Source organism: Chloroflexus sp. MS-G (assembly GCF_000735195.1).
Lineage (GTDB): Bacteria > Chloroflexota > Chloroflexia > Chloroflexales > Chloroflexaceae > Chloroflexus.
The window spans coordinates 18,572-42,706 of sequence record NZ_JPIM01000028.1; the positions used below are offsets into that span (position 1 = coordinate 18,572).

General features: G+C 53.9%; 18 protein-coding genes. 3 read left to right on the plus strand and 15 right to left on the minus strand.

Features of this window, described 5'->3' with window-relative positions; all coding sequences use genetic code 11:
• Nucleotides 1-475: 475 nt before the first annotated feature.
• The 7 genes from JE47_RS0107165 to JE47_RS0107195 all read right to left on the minus strand — a co-directional run bounded on the left by JE47_RS0107165 (nt 476) and on the right by JE47_RS0107195 (nt 8,711).
• Nucleotides 476-1,702, minus strand: a complete 1,227-nt coding sequence (locus JE47_RS0107165; protein WP_031459102.1) for a metallophosphoesterase family protein — start codon at nt 1,700-1,702, stop codon at nt 476-478.
• 27 nt (nt 1,703-1,729) lie between these two features.
• The gene (locus JE47_RS21770; RefSeq protein WP_160173278.1) at nt 1,730-1,882 is read right to left on the minus strand and encodes a hypothetical protein; all 153 of its coding nucleotides are present in this window, start codon (nt 1,880-1,882) and stop codon (nt 1,730-1,732) included.
• A gap of 219 nt (nt 1,883-2,101) precedes the next feature.
• A complete protein-coding gene (locus JE47_RS0107175) occupies nt 2,102-3,094 on the minus strand; it encodes an ABC transporter ATP-binding protein (protein WP_031459103.1) in 993 nt (330 codons plus the stop codon).
• A 211-nt stretch (nt 3,095-3,305) separates the two neighbouring features.
• Entirely contained in the window at nt 3,306-4,322 is a 1,017-nt protein-coding gene (locus tag JE47_RS0107180; protein ID WP_031459104.1) for an ABC transporter ATP-binding protein, read from the minus strand.
• A 79-nt stretch (nt 4,323-4,401) separates the two neighbouring features.
• Nucleotides 4,402-5,394 (minus strand): ABC transporter permease, encoded by a 993-nt coding sequence (locus tag JE47_RS0107185; RefSeq protein ID WP_031459105.1) that lies wholly within the window; start codon nt 5,392-5,394, stop codon nt 4,402-4,404.
• 63 nt (nt 5,395-5,457) lie between these two features.
• Nucleotides 5,458-6,651: an ABC transporter permease gene (locus tag JE47_RS0107190; protein ID WP_031459106.1), complete on the minus strand. Its 1,194-nt coding sequence runs from the start codon at nt 6,649-6,651 to the stop codon at nt 5,458-5,460.
• A gap of 122 nt (nt 6,652-6,773) precedes the next feature.
• Nucleotides 6,774-8,711 (minus strand): ABC transporter substrate-binding protein, encoded by a 1,938-nt coding sequence (locus tag JE47_RS0107195; RefSeq protein WP_031459107.1) that lies wholly within the window; start codon nt 8,709-8,711, stop codon nt 6,774-6,776.
• A 398-nt stretch (nt 8,712-9,109) separates the two neighbouring features.
• Between JE47_RS0107195 and JE47_RS0107200 the strand changes: the two genes are divergently transcribed.
• Both JE47_RS0107200 and JE47_RS0107205 read left to right on the plus strand, forming a co-directional pair.
• Nucleotides 9,110-9,832 carry a Maf family protein gene (locus tag JE47_RS0107200; protein WP_031459108.1) on the plus strand — a complete coding sequence of 241 codons (723 nt, stop codon included), beginning with the start codon at nt 9,110-9,112 and terminating at the stop codon, nt 9,830-9,832.
• Nucleotides 9,814-10,557 carry a response regulator gene (locus tag JE47_RS0107205; protein WP_031459109.1) on the plus strand — a complete coding sequence of 248 codons (744 nt, stop codon included), beginning with the start codon at nt 9,814-9,816 and terminating at the stop codon, nt 10,555-10,557. The genes JE47_RS0107200 and JE47_RS0107205 overlap by 19 nt, the downstream gene beginning before the upstream one ends.
• 43 nt (nt 10,558-10,600) lie before the next feature.
• On the opposite strand, the gene JE47_RS0107210 is transcribed toward JE47_RS0107205, so the two are convergent.
• The 3 genes from JE47_RS0107210 to JE47_RS0107220 all read right to left on the minus strand — a co-directional run bounded on the left by JE47_RS0107210 (nt 10,601) and on the right by JE47_RS0107220 (nt 12,500).
• Nucleotides 10,601-11,266, minus strand: a complete 666-nt coding sequence (locus JE47_RS0107210; protein ID WP_031459110.1) for an SOS response-associated peptidase — start codon at nt 11,264-11,266, stop codon at nt 10,601-10,603.
• Nucleotides 11,267-11,314: 48 nt separating this feature from the next.
• The gene (locus JE47_RS0107215; protein ID WP_031459111.1) at nt 11,315-11,713 is read right to left on the minus strand and encodes a hypothetical protein; all 399 of its coding nucleotides are present in this window, start codon (nt 11,711-11,713) and stop codon (nt 11,315-11,317) included.
• Between the two features lie 70 nt (nt 11,714-11,783).
• Nucleotides 11,784-12,500: a hypothetical protein gene (locus JE47_RS0107220; RefSeq protein ID WP_031459112.1), complete on the minus strand. Its 717-nt coding sequence runs from the start codon at nt 12,498-12,500 to the stop codon at nt 11,784-11,786.
• A gap of 982 nt (nt 12,501-13,482) precedes the next feature.
• Here JE47_RS0107220 and JE47_RS0107230 point away from each other — a divergent pair.
• Entirely contained in the window at nt 13,483-16,644 is a 3,162-nt protein-coding gene (locus JE47_RS0107230; protein WP_031459113.1) for a S8 family serine peptidase, read from the plus strand.
• Nucleotides 16,645-16,881: 237 nt separating this feature from the next.
• Here the strand turns inward: JE47_RS0107230 and JE47_RS0107235 are convergent, their stop codons facing one another.
• The 5 genes from JE47_RS0107235 to JE47_RS0107260 all read right to left on the minus strand — a co-directional run bounded on the left by JE47_RS0107235 (nt 16,882) and on the right by JE47_RS0107260 (nt 23,482).
• Nucleotides 16,882-17,763, minus strand: coding sequence for an ABC transporter permease (locus JE47_RS0107235; RefSeq protein ID WP_031459114.1), 882 nt, complete (start codon nt 17,761-17,763; stop codon nt 16,882-16,884).
• Nucleotides 17,764-18,079: 316 nt separating this feature from the next.
• Complete coding sequence (locus tag JE47_RS0107245) at nt 18,080-19,060, minus strand: 2-dehydropantoate 2-reductase (protein WP_031459115.1); 981 nt, start codon at nt 19,058-19,060, stop codon at nt 18,080-18,082.
• Between the two features lie 22 nt (nt 19,061-19,082).
• Nucleotides 19,083-20,039 (minus strand): type I pantothenate kinase, encoded by a 957-nt coding sequence (gene coaA / locus JE47_RS0107250; protein WP_031459116.1) that lies wholly within the window; start codon nt 20,037-20,039, stop codon nt 19,083-19,085.
• Nucleotides 20,040-20,321: 282 nt separating this feature from the next.
• Entirely contained in the window at nt 20,322-21,845 is a 1,524-nt protein-coding gene (locus JE47_RS0107255; protein WP_031459117.1) for an acyl--CoA ligase, read from the minus strand.
• 26 nt (nt 21,846-21,871) lie between these two features.
• A complete protein-coding gene (locus tag JE47_RS0107260) occupies nt 21,872-23,482 on the minus strand; it encodes a gamma-glutamyltransferase family protein (RefSeq protein WP_031459118.1) in 1,611 nt (536 codons plus the stop codon).
• Nucleotides 23,483-24,135 lie beyond the last annotated feature (653 nt).

Below are 24,135 nucleotides of genomic sequence, written 5' to 3' on the forward strand. Positions count from 1 at the left end.
CTTTGTCAGAGATTGCAATGAGATTGAAATGAACAGTGGTTCTGTCCTTACTTCTGTGATCATAAGTGAATGAACGCACCACTGTCTTACCACTGCCATCATACGTAGGAAAGATGATATGAACGTGAGAGAATTACAGGAGGGTATGAGAGGTTCTTTAATAAGTGAAGCAAAATGATGATCCTTTGCATCGACAATACGCATTACGGTTGAGACCAATGCTATGGGGTTGATATTGACCGCCATCGTTTGAGTCAAATCTCGTTAGACGTTGTGCAAACGTATTTCAAGACACTGTAAGCGACAATCAAATTGGGTGGGCAAAGACACTTCGTTCACCCACCCGTCCGTCGAGCGATAGGAATATAAGGCTTCTCAACCTTACTCGCCTGATGAGATTTCACAGCGTGGCAATCAGAGCAGATATGAATTCAGACACAATCCCTAGAATCTGCTATGCTCCGCGCTACCACGATTACTCGCGGTTATCAATAAGCTCATTTGCCGCTGCCAGTAACTGCTCAATCCGCTCTGGTGGTACCTGTTTGCTCTTAAGGTACAGCTCCAGCGCCCGTAACGGTGTCAGACCGTTGCTCAGTTCCTCGGCAACACCGGCAAAGCGCTGGCGGGCGGGTCGTTCGACATCGAACACAATTGTAGCGATGACCCCAGCCCGCGCAGCACGCAACCACTCACGTACCTGTTCTTCCTTCAGCAAAGCTGCCTGTTCCCGTGACAATCGAACCTGGACACGCACAACGGCGTCACGCAGATCGTGACGCTCGATGAATGTACGTAGTGCGTGCACCGGATCACTGCTCCGCCGCAGATCATGCTCGATACTGACAAATGGACGGGCGGCCAGGGGTACGAATTGCCAGCGTGTCTGACCGCGTACCAGTTCAACCAGGACACATCCTTTTGGATCATCACGCTCGCCAAAATCGACGCGCTCGATACTACCGGGATAGACCATTGGTGGCCGTTCACCAAGACACTGGTGGCGATGGATATGACCTAACGCCACGTAATCAACGCCAGGTTGAGCCAACACCGAACGGGGCAAGCTCAGGTCTTGCCCCAGGATCATGGCCCGCTCGGTACCGAGTTGGGCGCCTTCCACAGTACCGTGGAAGGCTAGAACGGTTGGAATATCAGGATCGAGCGCTTCAACGGAACGTTCAATAAACTGTTCGATTCGCCGTCGTAATTCGTATTCTACCGATGCAAATGATGCACCTGCCATCTCTTCACGGGTTAACAACATCTGACGGGTTACCCACGGTACAGCAATCAGTTGTATCTGCCCATGACGAGTATCAATCCGATGCAGCCGCAGGCGATCGGCTACTGTTATCCCTTCTAACGCCAGCGTCGCAAAGATTTCGACCGAATGGGCACGCCCTTGCGCCGGTGAGATGTCGTGGTTTCCGGTCAAAATGACAACTGCGACACCTGCTTCGCGGAGACGACGAATGCGACTGGCAAACTCACGTTGTACCGTCGGATTGGGAGAACGATTTTTGTATACGTCACCAGCAATAAGACAGATATCGATCTGGTGATCTAGACCAATGGTGATCGCTTCATCAAGACGTTCAAGATAATCGAGCAGACGCGAATGTAGGCCACGCCGTGGGTCGATAGTACCGTAGTTCTCTATCCCAAGATGCAGATCGGCCAGATGCAGCATGCGGATCATTGCGACCTCAGCAGGACATTGTAGAGCTTACGAGCGCAACGACGCGGTATCCCTTCCATCAACTTGTACCAACGTGTCACCAGGTGATTCTACCCGCTCCTGGCGTGCTGGATCGCGAGGAGCGGGTTTCTTATCATCCATCAGAGCGTACTGATAATGTGCAACTAGTGTGTCATCCATCGCTTTCTACTTCCCTCTGTTGCTCCTGGTAGAGGAGCAACAGAGGGCCAGGAAGAAGGCGAAAGGTATCAGCCACTCACTGCACATGCCTTCCAGACAACCAGCTCACCGATGGCACGTTGGCTTCACAACCGTTTCATATTTGCCTGGTATTACTTCCTTCTGCACACTATGCTGGTGCAGAGAAGGGTTGATCAGCTCAGCAAGGGGTTCATTTTATCAAAACTGACCGGCAAAATGGCAGGCTACCCAATGCCCTTTGCGTTTCTCTTCAAAGACCGGTTCCTGTTCCTTGCAGATAGACCGGGCAATCCAGCAACGTGGATGGAAACGACAGCCGCTTGGTGGATTAATAGGACTGGGAACATCACCCTGCAATACAATCCGTTCCCGTTTGGCAAACGGATTAGGATTGGGAATAGCCGAAATTAACGCTTTGGTATACGGGTGGAGTGGTTCCCGGAACAGCTCCTCACTGGTTGCCAGTTCGACCATCTTGCCCAGATACATCACACCGACCCGATCTGAGATGTGTTCCACCACTGCCAGGTTATGCGCAATGAAAAGATAGGTCAAACCAAACTCGCGTTGCAGCGAACGCAGGAGATTGAGCACCTGCGACTGAATCGACACATCGAGAGCAGAAACCGGCTCATCACAAACAATCAGTTTCGGCTCCATGATCAAAGCGCGAGCAATCCCAATTCGTTGCCGTTGACCACCGGAAAATTCGTGGGGGAAGCGTGTCATGTGCGAGGCGCTCAAACCGACCTTTGCCAGCACCTCGCGCACCCGCTCACGCCGTTCGGCCGGCGTTCCGATCCCGTGGATCACTAACCCTTCGGCCACACTTTCCCCGATGGTAATGCGGGGATCAAGTGAGGCATAAGGGTCTTGAAAGATAATTTGCATATCGCGCCGCAGGGCCTTCAAGGTGCGACCACTGGCCCGCATGACGTCCTGACCCTCAAACACAACTTCGCCAGCGGTTGCCCGTTCCAGACGGAGGATCGTGCGACCAGTCGTGGTCTTTCCACACCCACTCTCGCCGACCAGCCCTAACGTTTCACCTCGTTTAATGGTGAAACTGACATCATCAACTGCCCGTACCTCGGCAACGGTGCGGCGCAAAAAGCCACCTTTAATCGGGAAATACTTTTTGAGATTACGAACCTCAAGTAAGGTATCATCGGTCGATGGAATTGACGCCATTCGTTCACTCCATGAACTTATCGTAAAAACAGCTTTGCAGGACGCGACAGATGTTTCTTTCCTACAGACGGGAACAGGCGGGGCGAGGGCATGCTACCCTGCCAGATCACCGTACAATCACGCTTGGAGAGCGTCTGCAAGCTATTTTGATCATAACTTTCTACGTTCGGAACGGGCAAGAGCGCTACCGGGCAGTAACGTTGCACTCGCTTCATTCCTCATACAGCCAGCACCGCACTCGCCGCTGTGTTCCTAGCTCGATCATCGGTGGGGGCTGGTCACACTTCTCAAACCGCTTGCTACAACGCGAAGCGAAACGACACCCCTTCGGTGGATTGATCAAACTGGGAACGGTACCGGGGATAACTTCCAATTCTTCGCGGGTATCGCCAAGTACCGGCATAGAATTGAGCAAACCGCGTGTATAGGGGTGCTTTGGATCGCTAAAGAGCGACCGGACATCGGCATATTCAACGACCTGACCGGCATACATCACGACCACACTATCAGCCATTTCGGCGATCACCCCCATATCATGCGTGATCAACATAATGGCCGTGTCAATCTTTTCGCGCAACTCGCGCATCAGATCAAGAATCTGGGCCTGAATCGTCACATCCAGCGCAGTTGTCGGTTCATCGGCGATCAAAAGCTCTGGATTACACGCCAAAGCCATGGCAATCATCACCCGCTGACATTGGCCACCGGACAATTCATGGGGATACTGACGCATCCGACGCTGAGGATCGGGTAAACCGACCATTGAAAGGAGTTCAATACAGCGTTTCTGCGCCTCTTCACCCTTCAATCCCTGATGAATCTCCAGTGTCTCGATAATTTGATCGCCAACCCGGAATACCGGATTCAGCGCAGTCGTTGGCTGTTGAAAAATCATCGCGATCCGATCACCGCGAATCTTGCGCATCGATTCAGAATCGAGGGTAAGCAAATCGATCCCATCAAAAATGATCTTCCCCTCGACAATACGGCCAGGCGGGCTGACCAGGCGCATGATTGACAGCGAGGTTACGCTCTTACCCGACCCCGACTCACCGACAATCCCGAGCGTTTCACCACGGTGGAGGGTAAAATCGACCCCATCCACCGCCTGCACCACGCCTTCTTCAGTGAAAAAGTAGGTTTTTAACCCTTCTACACGCAGTAACTCAGCGCCACGACGGGCAACCGAACGTTCTGCACCGGTTACGACACGAGATACAGTTGCCACAGTTACTCCGTATCTTTATATCTCAAGCGTTCATGCCCTCAGCGATCCTAGAGAGCAAAAGGAACTACGAGCCTCTTTTTCAGCCACGCTGACGCGGATCAAGCGCATCACGCAAACCATCACCAATGTAGTTAATCGCGATTGAGGCAATCAGGATCGGCATTGCCGGGATAAGTGGCATCCACGGATGCTGGAACATATAGCTTTGAGCATAGCTGAGCATATTCCCCCAGGTTGGTGTTGGGTCCTGAATGCCGAAACCGAGGAAACTCAACGCCGATTCGGCAACCAGCGTACCATTAACGCCCAACGTGAAATCGACAATCATCGGCGGCAGGGCATTCGGGAAGACATGGCGGAACAGAATGCGCATATTACTAGCGCCCAACGCACGTGCCGACTCGATATACACATTTTCGCGTACCGAGAGTACCATACCGCGCATCAAACGGGCCGTTCCCGTCCAACCAAAGAAGGCCAATACCAGGATCACCGCAAAAATAATGCGCGCCTCACGCTCTGAAACGGCAAAGATGAACGCCAGCAGTGAAGCCCCCCAGGACGGTAACGGTACAGCGTTGATGTTCTGTACCAGAATTGATGCCAGAATCAGCAGGAGGAGGAGCGTAGGTAAGGTTGCAACAATTTCGAGGGTCCGACTGATAATTGTATCAACCCATCCACCAAAATATCCTGCCAGCATGCCCAGCAAGATGCCAATGGTTGAAGAGATCAGAGTCGCGATAAACGCCGTACCGAGTGACACCCGCGAAGCGTACAGCAATCGCGTTGCGTAATCGCGGCCAAGGTGATCGGTACCTAACAGATGGAAACCGCCATCCGCATCAACCCCCAGTGGTGTCAGAAAGCGCCCAGTCAGGTTTGGTTGATCGCGTTCGTAAGGGGCGATAAGCGGCGTTGCCGCCGATAAGAGCAGCAATAGCGCCAATATGCCAATACAAAACATTGCCAGACGATGGCGTCGGAAACGACGAAAAACAATCGCCCATTGCCCTTCAGATCGCCGGGTCACGGCCTCTTCAAGCGGCACGGCAGTCGTGCTAGTGGCCATCAAAACTCTCCTCGTGAATTGATTGAAATACGACCAACACCTTTGTCGGTCAACTATACCAATTTACGTTAGTCGGATACGCGGATCGACAACCGTGTACAGAATATCAACAATTAAAATCCCGATCAGCAATAACACGATATTGATGATCAGCAATGCCATGACTACATTATAATCATTGCGACTAAGCGCATCGATGAACAAACGACCGATCCCCGGCCAATTGAACACGGTCTCGGTAATCAATGCACCACTGAAGAGCGAAACCAGAATGCCGGCCAGCAGCGTTACAAATGGGATTAACGAATTACGCAGGGCATGCTTGAGGATCACCACTCGTTCGGCGACACCCTTAGCCCGTGCAGTACGCACATAATCAAGGCTCAGCACTTCAAGCATACTTCCGCGCACAAAACGGCTCCAACCCGCAATATTGATAAACGTTAGGACGCCGCACGGCATCAAGAAGCGCAGAAACCGGTCGAGGAACGATCCGGCCTGGACGGTTCCGATCCAGGGTATCGTGTAATCACGTACCCCAACCGCATCGCCAGGTGGGAGATACGGCAGCCCGGCATTTTTAGCTAAAACCGAGAAGAGCAGAATAGCGAAGATACCGAAAACAAAGCTGGGTAGTGAAGCCCCAATAAAAGCAACCGTTGTCATCACATAATCGAAGCGCGAATACTGCCTGACTGCAGAATACACTCCGATTGGTATGGCGATCAAGATTGACAGTAAAATAGAGGCACCCATCAAATAGAGCGTGTACGGTAAGCGGGTCATGATCAAATCAGTGACCGGACGCCCACGGAGCATCACTTGCGACATCCCAAAGTCACCGAAGACGATTCCCCGACTCACCTTTCGACCTTCGAGATCGGCCAGAGTCACCGGCACTTCACAACCCTCTTCGACCACCTCTACCCGACCATCAGGATAACGTAGTCGCACCTGCCCTGGGATGGAACAACCCACTTGCCAATCGGCACCAATTCCACCGGGCAACGGCCCGGCTGGCCAGCCGATCAGCCAACGGGTGAAACGAAATGGCAAATAGATATCTAATTCAAAACGCTCACGCACGCGGCGAATATCGTCTTCTGTAATTCGATTTTGACCGGTATTTTGCTGCTCAGCCAGCAATTGATCAATTGGCCCGCCTGGTACCAGGTATAACATGCCATACGAACAGATGGCTGCTACCAATGCAACAAGTAACATTTGTAAGAAACGGCGGGCAAGGTAACCTGCCATACGAGTACTCCTCAGACGTGGATATAGACCTGCCACGTCTACCGACGTGGATTATCTTACAGATAGCATGGCGATGGGCAACGAAACTGCCCACCGCCATCCTGTTTCCGTTCAGATAACGATTACTTGGTGAAGAGGTTCATATCAATGTGCTCCCAGGTCGGGCTGGCAACGACGAAGGCCTGAATCTTGCCTTCCTTACCTGCTTCGATCACTGTTTGCACTTCAGCACCAGCACCTAGTGTCTCGCTACCCAACACGTCCACTTCACCGGTCAGCAACTGTGCAACGGCCTGGTTAGTGTCGGCGATGAACTTGATAATCACCTTCTTGACCTTGACCTCACCCTTGTAGTAATTGGGGTTCGCCTCAAAGGTCATGCTCTGGCCCTTAACCCACTCCTTGAGGATGTAGGGGCCATTGCTCAGCGGACGCTCGATAATCTCGGGCAAGGTCTGCCACTCGGCTGCCGGAACGTCGGCCAGCTTGCGGCCATCGCTCAAGACCTGATGCGACGGATAGGCACCCAGACCGGCGCCGGCGAAATAGGTCGGCCACTGTACACCAGGGTGGAAGGTAACAGTGTACTCGGTGTCGCTCTTGAAGTCAATGCTCTTGATCGAGTTGCAGTAGGTGAGCGACGTAGCACCTGAATCCGGATCACAGTTGATCTTGTAAGCCAGCTCGAAATCGGCTTTCTTCAACGGCTCACCATCTTCCCACTTGATGCCCGAAATCCACTTGTCGGTGACGGTCAATTGCTTCATCTTGACCGTACCACCCTGATAGGTGATCGTCTCACCATCGGCAGTGGTAATCTCGACACCCGGCGCCAGCGGAACTGCCTCACCATCGGTATTCCAGACGATGTCGCCTTCCTTAACTTCGACATCAACATTGGTAGCGCGGCCACTTTCGATGGTTGAGAGACCATCCAGACCCACCGGCTGGTAGTCGTAGTCATAGCTGGTCGTTGCCGGAACACCGAGCAGTTGCGAAGCAACCCGCTGTACGGCAGCACTCTCGATCAGGCTCCACATCGTTTGTGGCTCTTGAGTGAAGCCCAACACAAGCGTGTCGCCCTCGGTCAACTCCCACTCATCGGCGTTCGCCGTGTAGTACTCAGTTGGGTTTGGCTTGAAGTTCTTGAGCCGGTTGGTCGCAGCATACGCCTCTAGCCGATTGAAGAGCGGCAGGCTCACCATATCTTTGGTGAATTCCTCCTGCACGATGGCGTACTGGCGAATACGCTCGGCCCGATCAAGGGTATTGTTGGCAGCAATAATCGCCCGGCTGGCCCGCTCGTTGCACCAACCCATATAGTTTTGACCCTCCCAGTTATTCGAGGGGAGCGGAATCTGATTACAGGCGTAGAGCGTCTGACCACCGGGATCAGCCTGACCGACCCAAGCGAAGGCGCCCAGCTCGAAATCGCGGCGCCGCAAACCGGTGCTGCTGCCGAACCACCACGAAGCTGGCGCATACGTCGGAATAATCTGGATACCACATGCCTGCATCTGGCGAATAAAGACAGCCGACCAGGTCTGGCGGAACTGGGCATTCGTCGTCGTGAAGCGCAACGACAGCGGTTCACCGTTAGCATTGCTGCGGATCGGTTCACCCGTCCAACCTGCTTCCTCTAGCAGTTGCTTGCCCTTCTCTGGATCGAACGGATAGACGGTAATGTTCTCCTTGGCTGCTGCCCAGTGCGCTTTCGGCAGGAAGGTGTCCATCAGCAGTTCCTGCTGCTGCTCAGGCGTGAGATAGGGGTAAACCGAAGCGATCAGCTCTGGGCGATTGGTGCAGTAGGCAATTGCCCGGCGCACACGGATGTCACTCAAAATCGGGTGTGGTGTGGTGTACGGCTCTGGAGCAACCGCCTCAGTGACTACGACCGTCTCAACAACCGTTTCACGGACTGGCTCGGCCGTCTGTACCACGACCACCGTCTCACGGATGACCTGTGGCTGCGCAGCACCGCCACCACATGCGGCCAGAACGGGAATGATCATTGCCATCACCATCACGATGGCAACAGCGCGTTTAGTAAAGCTAACCATCTGTGTGTGTCCTCCTTGTATTCGAGGGCAACGAAACCAACGATTTCCAGCCTCTTTTCGCTACGGTAGTCGAACCGCGCCATTGCGTTTACTCTTTGCCGCGCACCTCCTTTCCAGAATCTACATGCCGCTTATCCGGTTGCACTATCAATTTAGATGTTGAGATAATACAAACCTGCTTTTTGCGGACTGAATAGCGTGAGGCGTGGTGCAACGACAACTACCGATTGTTGAAGAGACTGTACATCGTTAGGCGGGATTATACTCGTTGTGTTTGCGACTGTCAACCGAAAAACTTCCTGATTTATAGCAGGGTATTTTTGTAAGTGTTTGTCTTGCGCGTCACTATCGGCCATGCTATGATTGAGGTCGTCATAGAACGTCACAACAGGAGGGTTATGCGTTCGCTCATCCTGGCTTCAGCGTCGCCACGCCGACGTGAATTACTCGGCCAACTTGGGGTTTCGTATACCTGTCTGGTCAGTCAGGTTGAAGACTATCCGGCGCCACCACCGCCTGACTTGGTCGAACATCTACCGGCGTTACCGCTTGCGTTGCCATTGGAAGCGCATCCAACCCTGGTTGCCTGGCGTAAAGCTGCTGATGTCAGTCAACAACACCCTGATGCAATCGTTTTGGCTGCCGATACCGAAGTTGCAATTGATGGAACAGTTTTGGGTAAGCCACAGAATCAAGATCATGCGATAGCGATGCTTCGTCGGCTGGCCGGTCGTACCCATACCGTTCTTACCGGTCTGTGCATCGTAATGCATCCCGATATGGGGACTGAGGGGTTCATCTACGATCAACGACGGGTGCTATTTGATCTGGTGGTCAGCCGGGTCACGATGCGTTCTTTATCCGAGGATGAAATTGCCGCGTATGTTGCATCAGGCGAATCGCTCGATAAGGCTGGCGGATATGGCCTGCAAAGTGGCGGTGCTGCACTGATTGCTGCCATCGACGGTAGCTACACCAATGTAGTAGGATTACCGTTACCAGCAGTAGCCAGGTTGTTACAGGTTGCCGGTATACAACCTCCTATCGACCCAGAACAGGCATATCACGCATGGCTGCGCAATCAAGGAAAGGAACCACCGCCATGGTCAATTCAACCGTAAGACTACTGGTTGTTGATGATCATCCACTGTTTCGCCAGGGAGTACGGTGGGCGCTGGCAAACGAACCGGACATCCAGATTGTTGGCGAGGCGGCGAATGGTGAAGAAGCATTACATTGGCTGGCACAGGTTGATGCCGGTCACGAACCGAATGTGATGCTCGTTGACCTGAACTTGCCCGGCATGAGTGGTTTAGAGCTAACACGCCAGATTCGTCGCCAGTACCCCAGCATCGCCGTAGTAATGTTGAGTATGCACGAGAGTGATGAAGCAGCGTTTAATGCGCTGCGCGCCGGTGCAGCAGCGTACCGTTCAAAAGATATTAAACCAGCAGCACTCGCCGAAACGCTGCGGCGGGTGGCCTACGGTGAATACGTGATCAACGATGTTTTGCTGGAAGAACCGCGTGTTGCAAGCCGAATCCTGTCGCAGTTTCGTAATTTGCCGCAAGTGCAGACAGTAGGCGGTGATCCCAGTTTACAGGTCTTTACCCCCCTGAGTGAACGTGAGATCGAAGTGCTTGAACGCATTGCTGCCGGGCATAGCAACAAAGAGATCGCTGATGAGCTAGGGATCAGTACGCAGACAGTAAAAAACCATATTTCATCAATTCTCCGTAAACTGTCACTCAATGACCGAACCCAGGCGGTGATCCTCGCACTGCGTCGTGGCTGGATTGAGACTCCGCAGCAGATTCAGTCGGGCAGCGGTGAAGATGAAGAATAGACTGTTTTACGGCTACCACAAGATAGGAGAGAGGGAAAGACGCTCACTGCGCCTGTGGCTGTATCAATACCTCACTATCGTTACGTACCTGATTAACGGCCTTGCTAACCGGATAACATCGTAACGCAATCGGTGGCGGCGTAAGACAAAGTTTATAGAGCTGCTGAATATCACTTGTCGGATACAACCAGACTGCATCGAGATCGGGTGGCACAATAACCGGCATGCGGTCGTGAATTGGCGCCACCACTTCATTGGCCTTAGTGGTCAAAATTGTGCAACTCTCTATGAGCGAGCCATCAGGCGCACGCCACTGCTCCCACACACCGGCAAATGCTATCAGAGCATCATCACTAGGGGTAAAGTAAAAAGGTTGTTTACCATCTGGCAGTGTTTGCCATTCGTAAAAGCCCGAGGCAGGGATCAAACAACGCCGCCGCTGAAAAGCCGTCCGAAACGACGGCTTTTCAAGGATCGTTTCACTCCGCGCATTGATCAAACGATTACCGATACTGGCATCTTTTGCCCACGCCGGTATCAATCCCCAACGTAATGAAACGAGTTCGCGATGGCCGTCGATCTCACGCACAGCGACAACTGCCTGTGTAGGGGCGATATTGTAGCGCGGTTTCAGATCAAATGGCGGTTCGACTGCAAAACGATCTGATAGCTTTCCAGGCGAAACCGCAAGCGTGTACCGTCCACACATGATCAAGCCTTTTGATGAGAAAACGCGGTCAGCGATAACCGATGAAGCTCAAGATTCATCCTTATCGAGCCGAGTCGTCTCACCGGTAGCGGGTGGCGGTGATTGCATTTGCTTAATAAACTCAGCCAGTTGTTCATTAAGCTGGGCAATCCCGCGGGCCAGCGTTTGTTGAAGTTCTTGGGCCGCCTGGCTCTGCTGGAGTTGATGTAGCGTTTGTTGACCACGTTCGGCCAGCTCGTGCACACGCGGATGTTCCGCAATCGTCTTGACTGCCGTTTGCACCTGTTCGCCAAGTGTGCGCAACCCACTGAGCAGTTCGTGTTGCACTTGCCGAGCGCGCTCGCTTTCAAGGGCACTCCGCAAAGCAGTTTCGATGCGCTGACCCAGCTCACGAAGCTCTGCACCGAGATCAGGCGACTGATCGGGCTGTTGTTCAGGTTGACTCATACGTTTGCTCCTTGTCTTACTCCTCTTACATCTAGTATAGAAGACGAAGGACAACACCCATGTGTTGCACTTAGCGTCGTCGGCGTAACAACAACCAGAGACTGCCAACAACCGCCAGCACCCCCAGCGCTGGCGGCGCACCCCGAGCCGGACCGTGGCCCAGTAATGCAGCCAGATCAGCGATTCCAGTGCGATAGGCACCAGCGCTCTGCGCAGGAAGGGCAATCTGAGCCGTCACATACTGGCGGCGGCGGGCAATAGCGTATAAGTGAGCGAGGGGCGGCGCTAGTTCACCATCACCAGGAAGGAGATCGGTCAGGTCAGCGCGGAAGAGTGCCAGTGGCAGAAGAGGATCAACCTGATCGCTAACAAGGATACGGCGAATAAGAGCTGCGTGTGTTCGTTGCAGCGGATGGGTCGGTGCTGGTGTCCGCATTCCAACCAGAACATCCTGGCCGGTATACGCTGCCAGCAAACGTTCGAGCGCCAGGGTTGATGGTGGAGCAGTCGCTTCAAACGCCAGAATCATCTCATTGCTTGTCAGTGAGCATGCATCGCGCAGCAGGTAGGCGGCACGACGCGGCTGAGAATGATATGTGGCATATACGAGTGGCCGGGTCGTAGCTAGGCGAGTAGCGACGGCAGATGCCGGTGGGGTGGCAGCGATAATAATTTCGTGGTGACGGCTATAGCGAGCAGCAGCAATGTGCGCAGCCATAACCGCTCGTTCGAGATGGGTACCGTCGATCGCAGAAATGACAACTGACAACGTATCAATGGCAGACACTGAGGACCTCCGCGATGAGTAATGTTGTTGGTAGTATACCGCAACTTGCCCACAATGAGAAAGGTGTAGGTTCAACCCCTGGTGATTTTCAACGTTTTCAGGTTTTAGTTGTGCTCATCGATGACCGTCTTCCCCCCGCTTTCCTGGGAGCGCAGGCCTCCGGCCCGCATTGGGTTAGGATGGCCGCTCTCGATTGGCGTGCCAGCCCACCACCCCGTCCCGCGTCAGCGGGGGTGTCGCCCCCCAATGCGCCGACGAACGTGAGACAGTGATACGACAGCGGGCTGGGCGCAAGGCACCATCGGAACCAGCCAAACGTCTTCCCCCGCTTTCCTGGGAGCGCGGGCCTCCGGCCCGCATTGGGTAGGATGGCAGCTATTGACTGGCGTGCCAGCCCACCACCCCGTCCCGCGTCAGCGGGGGTGTCGCCCCCAATGCGCCGACGAGCGTGATGCAGTGATACAACAGCGGGCTGGGCGCAAGGCACCATCGGAACCAGCCAAACGTCTTCCCCCCGCTTTCCTGGGAGCGCGGGCCTCCGGCCCGCATTGGGTAGGATGGCCACTATCGATTGGCGTGCCAGCCCACTACCCCGCTCCGTCTCATCCCCATTCCATAAGGAAGATAAACAAAACGTCATCGCAGCAATGACTCAGATGAAGAATTTTTAATTGTTGATCAGAAAATTCTGCTTGACAAATACGTTTAATCAGTTTACCCTTTTGCCTGCAAATCTCCATCTCACCTCAGCTTATCTTGCCAGCGACGTTGCTGCTGAGTGTGCAGAGTGCATCCAACACTCTGACGTGTTGCTGTGCGCTATCTGAACACTCATCTCACCCATGCGTCAGCATTTTGGAGGATTACGCACGTCCTAGAAAAGGAGGAATTCGCAACTCACAAAGTAGTGATCAGCGTTTGTTGCACCAACCAGTGTGATAGCCTGTTCGTTTGGTAGTATCATTGACAAGCTGAGGAGTGTATGAGATCGATCACGAAACGTCATCTATTTGCGATGATCATAAGCATTGGCCTTACCATAGCTCTCGTTGCCCCATCCGCTGCACAACCGCCACGTCCGCTACCAAACATTGAAGCTCTACGTCTGGAAGAACCGGCGATGCTTGAAGGCCGGTCTCTCGTTCTTTCTCCCAGTCTCATTGGGGCTAGCGGTCGGCAAGAGGTTGTCATTCGCTTGAGCGAAAATCCGACAGCACGTGTACCTGAGGGGGCTGCGCAAGCAGCACAACTCCAACGCATTACCCAGCAGCAAGAGCGCGTATTGGCACGCTTACGAACTATCGATCCAACCCTGACCGAACTGGCCCGGTTGCGGGTGGCATTGAATGCGGTTATTGTTGAGGTTGATGGTGCAGCGTTACCGGCGCTGGCTCGTGACACTGAAGTGGTGCGTATTAATCCAGTCGTGAATTATGAACGGGAAACGCAACCACCGATGGAGACGGTACCATACATCGGGGCTACACCTGAGGTGCAAGCTGCTGGTTATCGGGGCAAAGGTGTACGGGTGGCTGTACTCGATAGCGGTATTGACTATACACATGCCGCGTTTGGTGGCCCTGGGACGCTGGCAGCCTATCAGGCAGCCTACGGGACAAGCCCTGCCGATCCACGTAACAAGACTCTCGATGGCCTGTTTCCGACCGATCGCGTGAAGGGCGGTTACGACTTTGTTGGCGAAGTCTGGCCAAATGGGCCCCTGATGCCTGATCCTGATCCGATTGATTGTGGCGCGCCTGGATTGAGCAGCGGCACGTGTGCTGGCGGTCACGGTACCCATGTCGCCGACATTATCGGTGGTGAGCAAGGAGTTGCACCAGAAGTTGATCTTTTTGCGGTGAAGGTCTGTTCAGCGGTCTCTTCATCGTGCAGCGGGGTTGCCATCTTGCAAGGTCTCGATTGGGTTGCCGATCCTAACGGTGACGGGGTAACCGATGATCGGATGCACATTGTGAACATGTCGCTTGGGGCTGCGTATGGGCAAAACTATGACGATGATTCCGCCATTGCGGTTGATAATCTGCAACCGCTTGGCATCCTAGTCGTCGCTTCAGCCGGCAATAGTGCGGATCGTCCGTACATTACCGGTACCCCGGCCGGCGCTCGAACCGCCCTCTCGGTAGCACAGACGGCTGTGCCGAGCGATGCCTCGTACCCGATTACCGTCCTTAGTACGACAGTCTACGGAGTAGCCCAACCGTGGGCACCGATTCCCAATACGCCCGTAAGTGGAACACTGGTATACGGTCAGGCATTGGGAAACGCGCTCGGCTGTACAGCGTATTCACCTGGTTCATTGACCGGGCAAATCCTGTTGGTTGATCGGGGTGTCTGTGCGATCAGTATCAAGGGCTCAAACGGTGCTGCCGCTGGTGCAGTGGCAGTGATTGTAGCTAACAACGTTGCCGGTGCAGTACCGCCTGTTTTTGGCTTTGGCGGTGGTACACCTACCGTACCGGTACTCTCAATTACACAGGCTGCTGGCAATACGCTTAAAGCGCGCACCGGAAATACTACTACGATTGGTTTTGATACGCCGTTCAGTAATGCCGGCAGTGTGGTTGGTACCTCGTCACGTGGGCCAACGTTAGGGCAAATGACCTACGGCAATCAGATCATGTACGGTCAAATCATTAAGCCCGAAATCGGCGCCCCTGGAGCATCCATTTCAGCAGTAGCCGGTAGTGGTACTGGGGTGGCGCCGTTTGGTGGTACTTCCGGTGCAGCCCCAATGGTGGCCGGAGCGGCTGCACTACTGTACAATGCGTCGAACTGGAGCCTCTCACCGTGGGAATTGAAAGCGCGCTTGATCAACACTGCTGAAACGAATATCTACAACGGTCCACCGGCCTTCCTCGGCCCAGCGCTGGCTCCTATCACACGCATTGGCGGTGGCGAAGTACGCATTAACCGGGCAATTGCCGCGCAGGCCAGCGCCTGGGAGCTTTCAAATGGAGCGGCAACGATTTCGTTTGGATTAGTTGATGCGACACGTAATCCGACAACGCTGCGCCGGACGATTGTTGTCCGTAACTATGGTGATACACCTCTCACCTACACCATCACGCCCACGTTCCGCTATAGCAACGATGCAGCCAGTGGAGCAGTGACACCGAGTACCTCTGTTTCTACAATTACGGTACCACCACGTAGTCGGCGTACCTTTACCCTGACCCTGCGTATCGATCCAACGAAACTACCAACCTGGGTCTTGAATTCAGGAACAAATGGCGGGAACGGAGCGGCACTAACTGACGTTGAATATGATGGCTACCTGGTGCTTGATGCGGCAGGTACGACCAACGACTTAACCATGCCATGGCATGTCATACCACGTGCAGCGGGAACCGTTAGTGCACCAACTTCAGTGCGCGCTACCACAACCAGCCCCGCCACTGCCCGCTTAACCAACACCGGCGCTAATCCGGTGAGTGTCGATCCGTTTACGCTAATCGGTGAAAATCCGTTTGTGACAGCATCACCTGGCGCCGGCATACAAATGCCGCCAATGGATTTGCGCTACGTTGGTGTGCGAGCTTTCAGTATCCCAGGTTTCTGCCCGGCAAATAGCCCGATCGTTCAGTTTGCAGTGACTACCCACCAGCGAATCACTCATTCAAACTATCCGGTGGAGATAGACCTGCTCTTCGATACCGACCGCGATGGGACACCCGACTATGTTGGCTTTACAGCAGAATTGAGTCTACCATCGGGAGCATTTGCGGCTGATGGCCGGAATGCTTTCTTTGTTGGCCCATTGGCTGGTCCGTACAGCGCCTTCTTCTTCACCGGCCACGCTACCAACAGCGCGAACACTGTCCTGACGATGTGCGGAAGTCAGATCGGTGTTACCAGCCTTGGTCAGCAGATCAATGTTGATGCCTATACCTACGACAATTACTTTACCGGTTTTGAGCTAAGCAAGATCGAAGGTATGAGCACGGTGTTGGGCGCACCGCGGTTTGATATTGATGTCGGGAGTGGGGTAGTACCGGAAAGGGGATCGCTCAATACCACAATCTACCGGTTTAGCGCCCCGGCTGATGTGACTGATTCGGGTATTCTGTTACACTACTCCTTTGCGCCGGAAGGCCGTGAGGCCAGTGCGATCATTGTGCGTTGATGTGAATGAATACGGATGAAACTGTTTCCGTAATCTGTTCCATCATTGCTAGTCGGGGCGTCCAATCTGGTCGCCCCGCTATCGTGACAGCAAATGACCTTCTTCTAGCATAGATGTGCAGACCGAATCAAGCCGTTTCCACTGCGGCTTCCTTCGAGTACACTGACCTCGTGCCGCGGGTTTTACTCCTCACTGCAACATGGCAGTGGCGAGTTGCTTCAGCACACCACAGACAGGCTAGCTACCGCTATCATCTTCAGCCAACTGTATGCGCTGCCAAGCAAGAGCCAAGCAGGTGATCGTCACCAGAATCATCAGAACCGAGTACACCAGCCAGGGTGAGGGCACGAACAAATCGCCAATGCTGGAAGAAAGCTGCCACAAGAGCGGGCCATTCCCACTTTCGAGGGCGCCGACGGTCATCCCCAAGGCAATGAACGGATGCAGACATAGGAATGTACCCATTATGTAGATATACAAAGGCGACGGGGGACCATCAAAAGCACCGATCAGTAATGAAATAACGAAATAGAGGAATGGCACCAGGAGTAAAATAACCAGCACTGTGCCCTGAGCCATCACCGTTGCACCGAGCGTTGAGCGCATTACAGTTGACCAGAATATACCGATGGCGGCGTATGCAATTGCCGTTATCAACAGACCAACGACGCCGATAAAGACTTCCTGGCCGGTAATGCCGCCAAACAACAGGGACAGACCAGCAATGGGCAGAGAGGCCATAATCAGCAACAAAGCGAAGGCAATCGCCGCCAATACTTTACCGGTAACAATCTGAAGTGGTGAGAGCGGTGAGGCGAGTAACAGATCATACGTTTGTCGCTCTTTTTCGCCAACAATCGCACCTGCCGTCAGTGAGGGCGAAAGAAAGCACACCTGTATTAACGACACGGTCATGACGGTAAAAAAGATGCCTTTACCAATTCTGAGCGAAGTTTCCGGATCGTTGGGGATAGCCGAACTGACAAATACGGCATAAACCAAGAGGGTAATCGCACCGATGATGGTCAAGTAGCCGGTTAGAATGAACCATGCGTTACGACCTCGAATACGGCCAAAGAGTTCTCGTGTCAACACAGGATTGACGATTGGCAGATGCATGGATGCTCCTTTGCGAGAAATCGTATTATCAACCGGTATGAATGCTCATCGGCACCAGAATGGTTCGGTTTCAAGACGAACGGTTGGTTATGCTTACACTCGTCGGCTCGCGCTTCAGTTCGCCACAGGTAGATTGCGAAACCGTTTAGAACGCGCATCAACACTCACATTGTAGGGATAGATTTCAGCGTATTCGCCTGCCGGTAACATATTCCCGGCATCTGCATTATCGTGCAGGTGTCCGCAACAGAATGATGTCTAGGGTATGACCGAAACAACCATCGTATCCAGACCCGAGACGGGCAACGAGATACCTTCATCGTCCACAGTTGATCCGATCAAGCAGTGAGGTCACGGCATAAATAGCTCGCAGGGTGGGAGTCGGCGTTCCAGTCAATTCGGCCAGCTCAACCACTGCTCCCAACAGAGCATCGATCTCGGTTGGACGTTTTGCTTCTATATCCTGCAACATCGACGTTTTATGAGCACCGATCTCTTCAGCCATTCGGATGCGCCGCTCGATAGAAATAGGGAAACGAACACCCAGTTTTTCGGCCACTTGCTGTGCTTCGGCCATCATTGCTACTGTCAGAGCATAGGTACCCTGATCGGCAATAATCCGATCAATGGTCGCACGAGTCAGGGCACTGATCGGGTTGAATGAGAGATTACCCCACAGCTTCAGCCAGATTTCATTACGAATATCAGTCTTGACCGGCGCACGCAAACCGACCGACTCGAGTAACTTACTCAGGCGGATAACACGCTCACTGCGGCTACCGTCTGGTTCGCCAAGAGCGAAGCGATTGCCCTCGACATGACGAATCACGCCGGGGCGTTCAATGGCGGCTGCCGGATAGACGACGCAGCCAATAACCCGTTCGATTTCAGTATTGGCAGCGATAACCCCACCGGGATCGACGGACTCGATCCGATGACCTTCGTATGGGCCGCCGTGCCGCATGAAATACCACCAGGGGATCCCGTTCTGAGCGTAGACAACGGCTGTATCAGGCCCGTAAAGGACACGCATCGGCGCTGCTAGCGCCGACAATGCCTGCGCTTTGACGGCAACAATAACCAGATCGTGTGGCCCAGCAACGTTCATATCGTCTGTCGCCAATGCCGGGTGTACAACCTCACGGTGACCATCAGCGTACTCGATGGTTAAGCCGTTGGCAATCATCGCTGCCAAATGCGCACCCCGTGCAATCAATGTCACTTCAGCGCCAGCTTGAATCAGTTTGGCCCCCAGCCAGCCGCCAATTGCACCAGCACCAACAATGCAGATACGCATACGCTATCCTCTGAACGAATCACTACAGTTTGCGCAGATACACGCGCTCAAGCTCATGGCGTGATCCCTTAACCAGAATCAGATCGGCGCTCCAACGTGTCGGTTCGATATTTTGCTTGAGATTCACATAATTGATCTCGCGCCAGATGCGACGTGCAGTTGCAATAGCCTCACTCTCGCTCAGTTCGGCGTAGCGGCGAAAGTACGACGAGGGATCACGAAATGCTGTTTCGCGCAACCGTAAAAATCGTTCAATATACCATCGTTCCAGATCATGTTCATTCGCATCAACGTAGATCGCGAAATCAAAAAAATCCGACACATAAAGTTGTGGTTCCCTCCTGGTATTGGCGCCACGTTGCAAAACGTTCAACCCCTCGACGATCAACACATCGGGATGATCGACCACCTGAACTTGGTCAGGAACTATATCATAAATCAGGTGCGAGTAAACCGGAGCCGTTACCGGCCCATAACCCGACTTGATGTCGGCCATGAACTGTAACAGTCGCCGACGATCGTAGCTTTCGGGAAACCCCTTCCGATGCATGATACCCCGTTCTTGTAGGACGCGATTAGGGTACAAAAAGCCATCAGTTGTGACCAGATCAACCTTGAGTTGCCCAGGACCACGCGAAAGGATGGCTTGCAAGATGCGGGCAGTGCTGCTTTTACCGACCGCGACACTCCCCGCGATGCCAATGACATACGGCACACGCGCTGTTGCCGAGCCAAGAAAGGTGCTGGTCGCCTGATACAAGTGACAGGCGTTTTCGTAGTAGAGTTGGAGCAACCGCACCAGCGGCAGGTAGATGTCGGCAACATCTTCCATCGAGACGCTGTCGTTTAAGCTGACCAATGAGTCTAATTCGTCTGCGCTAAGAGGTAGTGGTGTTCCATTGCGCAGTGCTGCCCATTCTGAGCGTGAAAAGCTCAGGTATGGCGAAAGGCGGCGTTCGAGTTCTGGCTTCGGGATCATGCCGTTTCCTGTCTCCGGTTGGGAAGTGGATTTAAAACCAATACACTACTCTTTCGAGGAAGGTACAGGGTTCCTGACTACCGCCTGTTTCGCACCAGCAATACGCTAGTGGAAGCCGGCCCGATCAGGTAGCAGAACCGGTGGCCCGGCGCGTGGCTGTACAGAGCACAACTGGTAGTTCTCACCTTTTCTCTGCTCCCTTCCATCCGTAAAACAAGCAAAGGGAGCAAGCCACTATCGCAATAGAAAGACATAATCTGCCTCTCAGGCATCCATCACCAATCAAGTGGTTGCCTTGTCTAGCCCTAGTGTCTTTGCCATCGTTATGCGTTGCAACTTTCCGGTAGCCCCCCGTGGCAAGGCACTCAGGATGTGAATTGCCCGTGGCACTTTAAAATCGGCCAACATACGGGCGCAATGCTCGCGCAGTGCGCGCTCATCAACACTCATACCCTCGCGTAAGACGACAGCGGCGTGCACCTCTTCACCAAGCGTTGGATGAGGCACGGCAAAGGCCAATGCTTCAGCAACTGCCGGGTGCCGCAAGAGCACATCATCAATTTCGAGGGGTGAAATCTTCTCACCACCACGATTGATCAGCTCTTTGATGCGACCGGTGAGGCACAGGTAGCCATCTTCATCGAGATACCCTTGATCACCGGTACGGAACCAGCCGTTAACGAACGCCACCGCATTTGCTTCGGGGTTGTTCTCGTAACCGTCGATCACATTTGGGCCGCGCACCACGACCTCGCCTCTGACACCTGCTGGCAGCAAGCGGCCTGCTTCATCCATGATAGCCACTTCTACCCCGAATCCAATTCCTACCGACCCTGGTTTGCGGCGAGCGGGCGGAAGTGGATTTGAAGTCATCTGGTGGGCCGCTTCGGTCATGCCATAACTCTCAATGACCGGCGCTGCAAAAACCTGTTCCATCTGTTCCATTACTACCGGCGGCAATGGTGCACTCGACGAGCGGATAAAGCGGAACGGATGAGCGGCAATGATGGCCGAGTTGCGGCTGGCGCGGGCCAGCAAGACCTGGTGCATTGTTGGTACAGCCGAGTACCAGGTTGGTCGTTCCTGCTCTACCCAACTCCAGAATTTGAGACCATCGAAACCAGGTGGGCAGATAACTGCACCACCAGCGGCCAATTGGCTGAGCAGCGAGGCAACGATCCCGTGAATGTGGAACAGTGGCATCACACAGAGTGATCGATCAGCAGCACATAACTGGTAGGTCGCAATAATATTTGCGGTTGAGGCAACCAGATTGCGGTGACGCAGGGGTACGCGCTTAGGGCGACTGGTCGTCCCGCTGGTGTGCAGAATCATAGCGATGTCGTCAGGCGTTGCCAGCCCATCACGACGGGGAGAAGCAGCCTGAGCAGAGGTGACAAACACAAGCTGGTGTTGAGCATCAAATGACGCTTCAATCAGCATCATGCCCGAACGCAGTGCTGCTCGTGCCTCTTCACCTTCGTTGGGGGCTACAATCAAGGCGCGAGCGTTGGTATCTTCGTAGTAAAAGGCAAACTCATCACGTCGATATTTCGGGTTGAGCGGCGCAGCAGTGGCAGCAGTGGCCGCAGCCAGAAAGGTGATTGCCATTGCCGGCCCGTTGCCAAGCGCAATGGCGATCCGATCTCCATGCCCCAGCCCGTGGTTTTGGAGCCATTCGGCCAGGCGTTGGACCTGTGAACGAATATCGGCAAAACTCCAGACCGGCCCACCTGGTGCAATCAAAGCTGGGTCCCGATCGGCGCCGTTCGACAGAAGATCAAACAATGTGCGATTGGTCGTCATAACACGCTTACCCATTATGCTATCTGTCACCAGCCAATTGCCAATCCATCACAACGAGGTTCGGTACCGGCTACGTAGCAACCACTCGCTAGACGCCAGATGATCTGACCACGCCCGAAACCGCCTAATTCGCTCTCGACCACGACCTGATGACCGCGAGCTGCTAACCCTTCGATAACGTGCCGGGGTGTTTCAAGCTCAAGCCGAAGAGTTCCATCACGTTCCCAACGCCAGCGTGGTGCATCGAGCGCTGCCTGAGGATGCAGGCCGTAGTCAAGCGTGTTAACGATCACCTGCACGTGACCTTGCGGCTGCATATGTGCCCCCATGACGCCAAAAGGACCGATAGGTAAGCCATCCTTGCTCAGAAAACCGGGGACAATGGTATGAAATGGACGTTTGCCCGGTGCAACCTGATTCGGATGGCCGGGTGTCATCACAAAACCACAACCACGATTGTGCATCGCAATACCGTAGCCGGGGATCACTACCCCTGAACCGAACCCCATATACGTCGATTGAATCATGCTCACCATCATACCATCACGATCAGCCGTTGCGAAATAGACGGTTCCGCCACGTGGCAGATTGTCGGGCTGGAACGTGTTGGCGCGCTCACCGATGAGGTGAGAACGAGCAGCTAACCGTTCACGGTTCAGCATATCGGCCACCGGGACAGCGGCCTTGCGCGGGTCGGCTACGTAGGCGAAGGTATCGGCAAACGCTAGCTTCATCGCCTCGATCTGATAGTGAAACGCTGCAGCCGAGTCACGGGGATAGCGCACAAGATCGAACTGATCGAGAATACCGAGGGCCATCAGCGCCGCGATACCCTGACCGTTTGGCGGAATTTCGTGAACGGTATAACCGCGATACTGCATACTAATCGGCGTTACCCATTCAGAACGATGATGAGCCAGATCCTCCGCACGCAGCAGACCACCGGTTTCACGGGCAAAGCGATCAATCGCCTCAGCGATCTCACCCTGGTAAAAGACATCAGCCCCATGGCGGGCTATCAGGCGCAGGGTACGGGCATGCCCAGGACTGACAAAGCGTTCTCCAGGACGCGGCGCACGACCATCGATGCTAAAAGTTGGTAAGAAACCGGCAAATTCGGGGCCATGGCGGGTGCGGGCCGCTTCTACGCCGCGCGCCCAGAAGTATGCTACCATCGGCGGAGTTGGTGCACCTTCGGCAGCATAGGTAATCGCCGGGGCCAGCAACTGATCCAGGGGAAGCCGACCAAACCGATCGTGCATATCACCCCACAATCTAACGACGCCCGGTACTGTGACCGGCCACCAACCATGGGTGGGGATTTCGGTGTAGCTAGCGGCAGCCAACGCATCAACGCTCAACCTGTCCGGTGCTGCCCCCGAACCGTTGATACCGTACAGTTGATCACCGGCCCAGATGAGCGCAAAGCCATCACCACCCAGACCATTTGAAGTCGGTTCCAGAACGGTCAGTGCCGCAGCAGTGGCAATAGCGGCATCGACCGCATTACCGCCTGCCTGCAATATCTGCATGCCGGCCTGCGATGCCAGCGGATGGCTACTGGCAACCACACCACGCTCGGCAACTACCGGTATCCGTCGTCCAGGGTAGGGGAAGTAGTGCAGGTTGAGTTCCATGACAAGGCTCCTTTGCACGAAACACATTGTGATGAGATATTTGATTATACAATGAACCGAACTATCGGGTGACAGAAGCGGATTGTTTTTAGTGCCTATCCAAATAATTATCTCACAGTACAGCGGATGAAACCTGATAGATGTACGGGCGCAGCGGCGCTGCGCCCCAACCGATCTTCTTCTGCGACAGAGTATTCCGGATAGGCTCTTAGTATGGCAGATTTCGTTCCGCTAGACTAAGCTTTTTCGCAGAGATCCTGTAATGATCCGCCAGCCCTCTGAGCGCATCTGAAAAAAGTTGAGTTATGTAAAATGCCAAAACTTGACTTCAGCAAGCTAATGATTCCTTCAATCCCTGGTCAGCAAGGGAATATTCAGAGACACGCTCAGGGAATGGAAGCAGAGCCTGATGCCGCACCGCTGCACCTCCGGCCCCGTCTCCCATCTCGATACCCCGTCCAATGCCTGAAATCGCGCTACCCCCTTTTTAACCCCTTGTCTGGGGATCGTCCTGATCCTGCATACGTGCCTCATCGCAGTTGTTGCATACGCCGCTGTTGCCAATCTCTCAGAGGGTGATCAAAAACGTTTCATCAGGCGCGTACCGTTCTCATGCGACGCTTACGTGAGGGGGTTTTCAGCGTTCTTTCTCT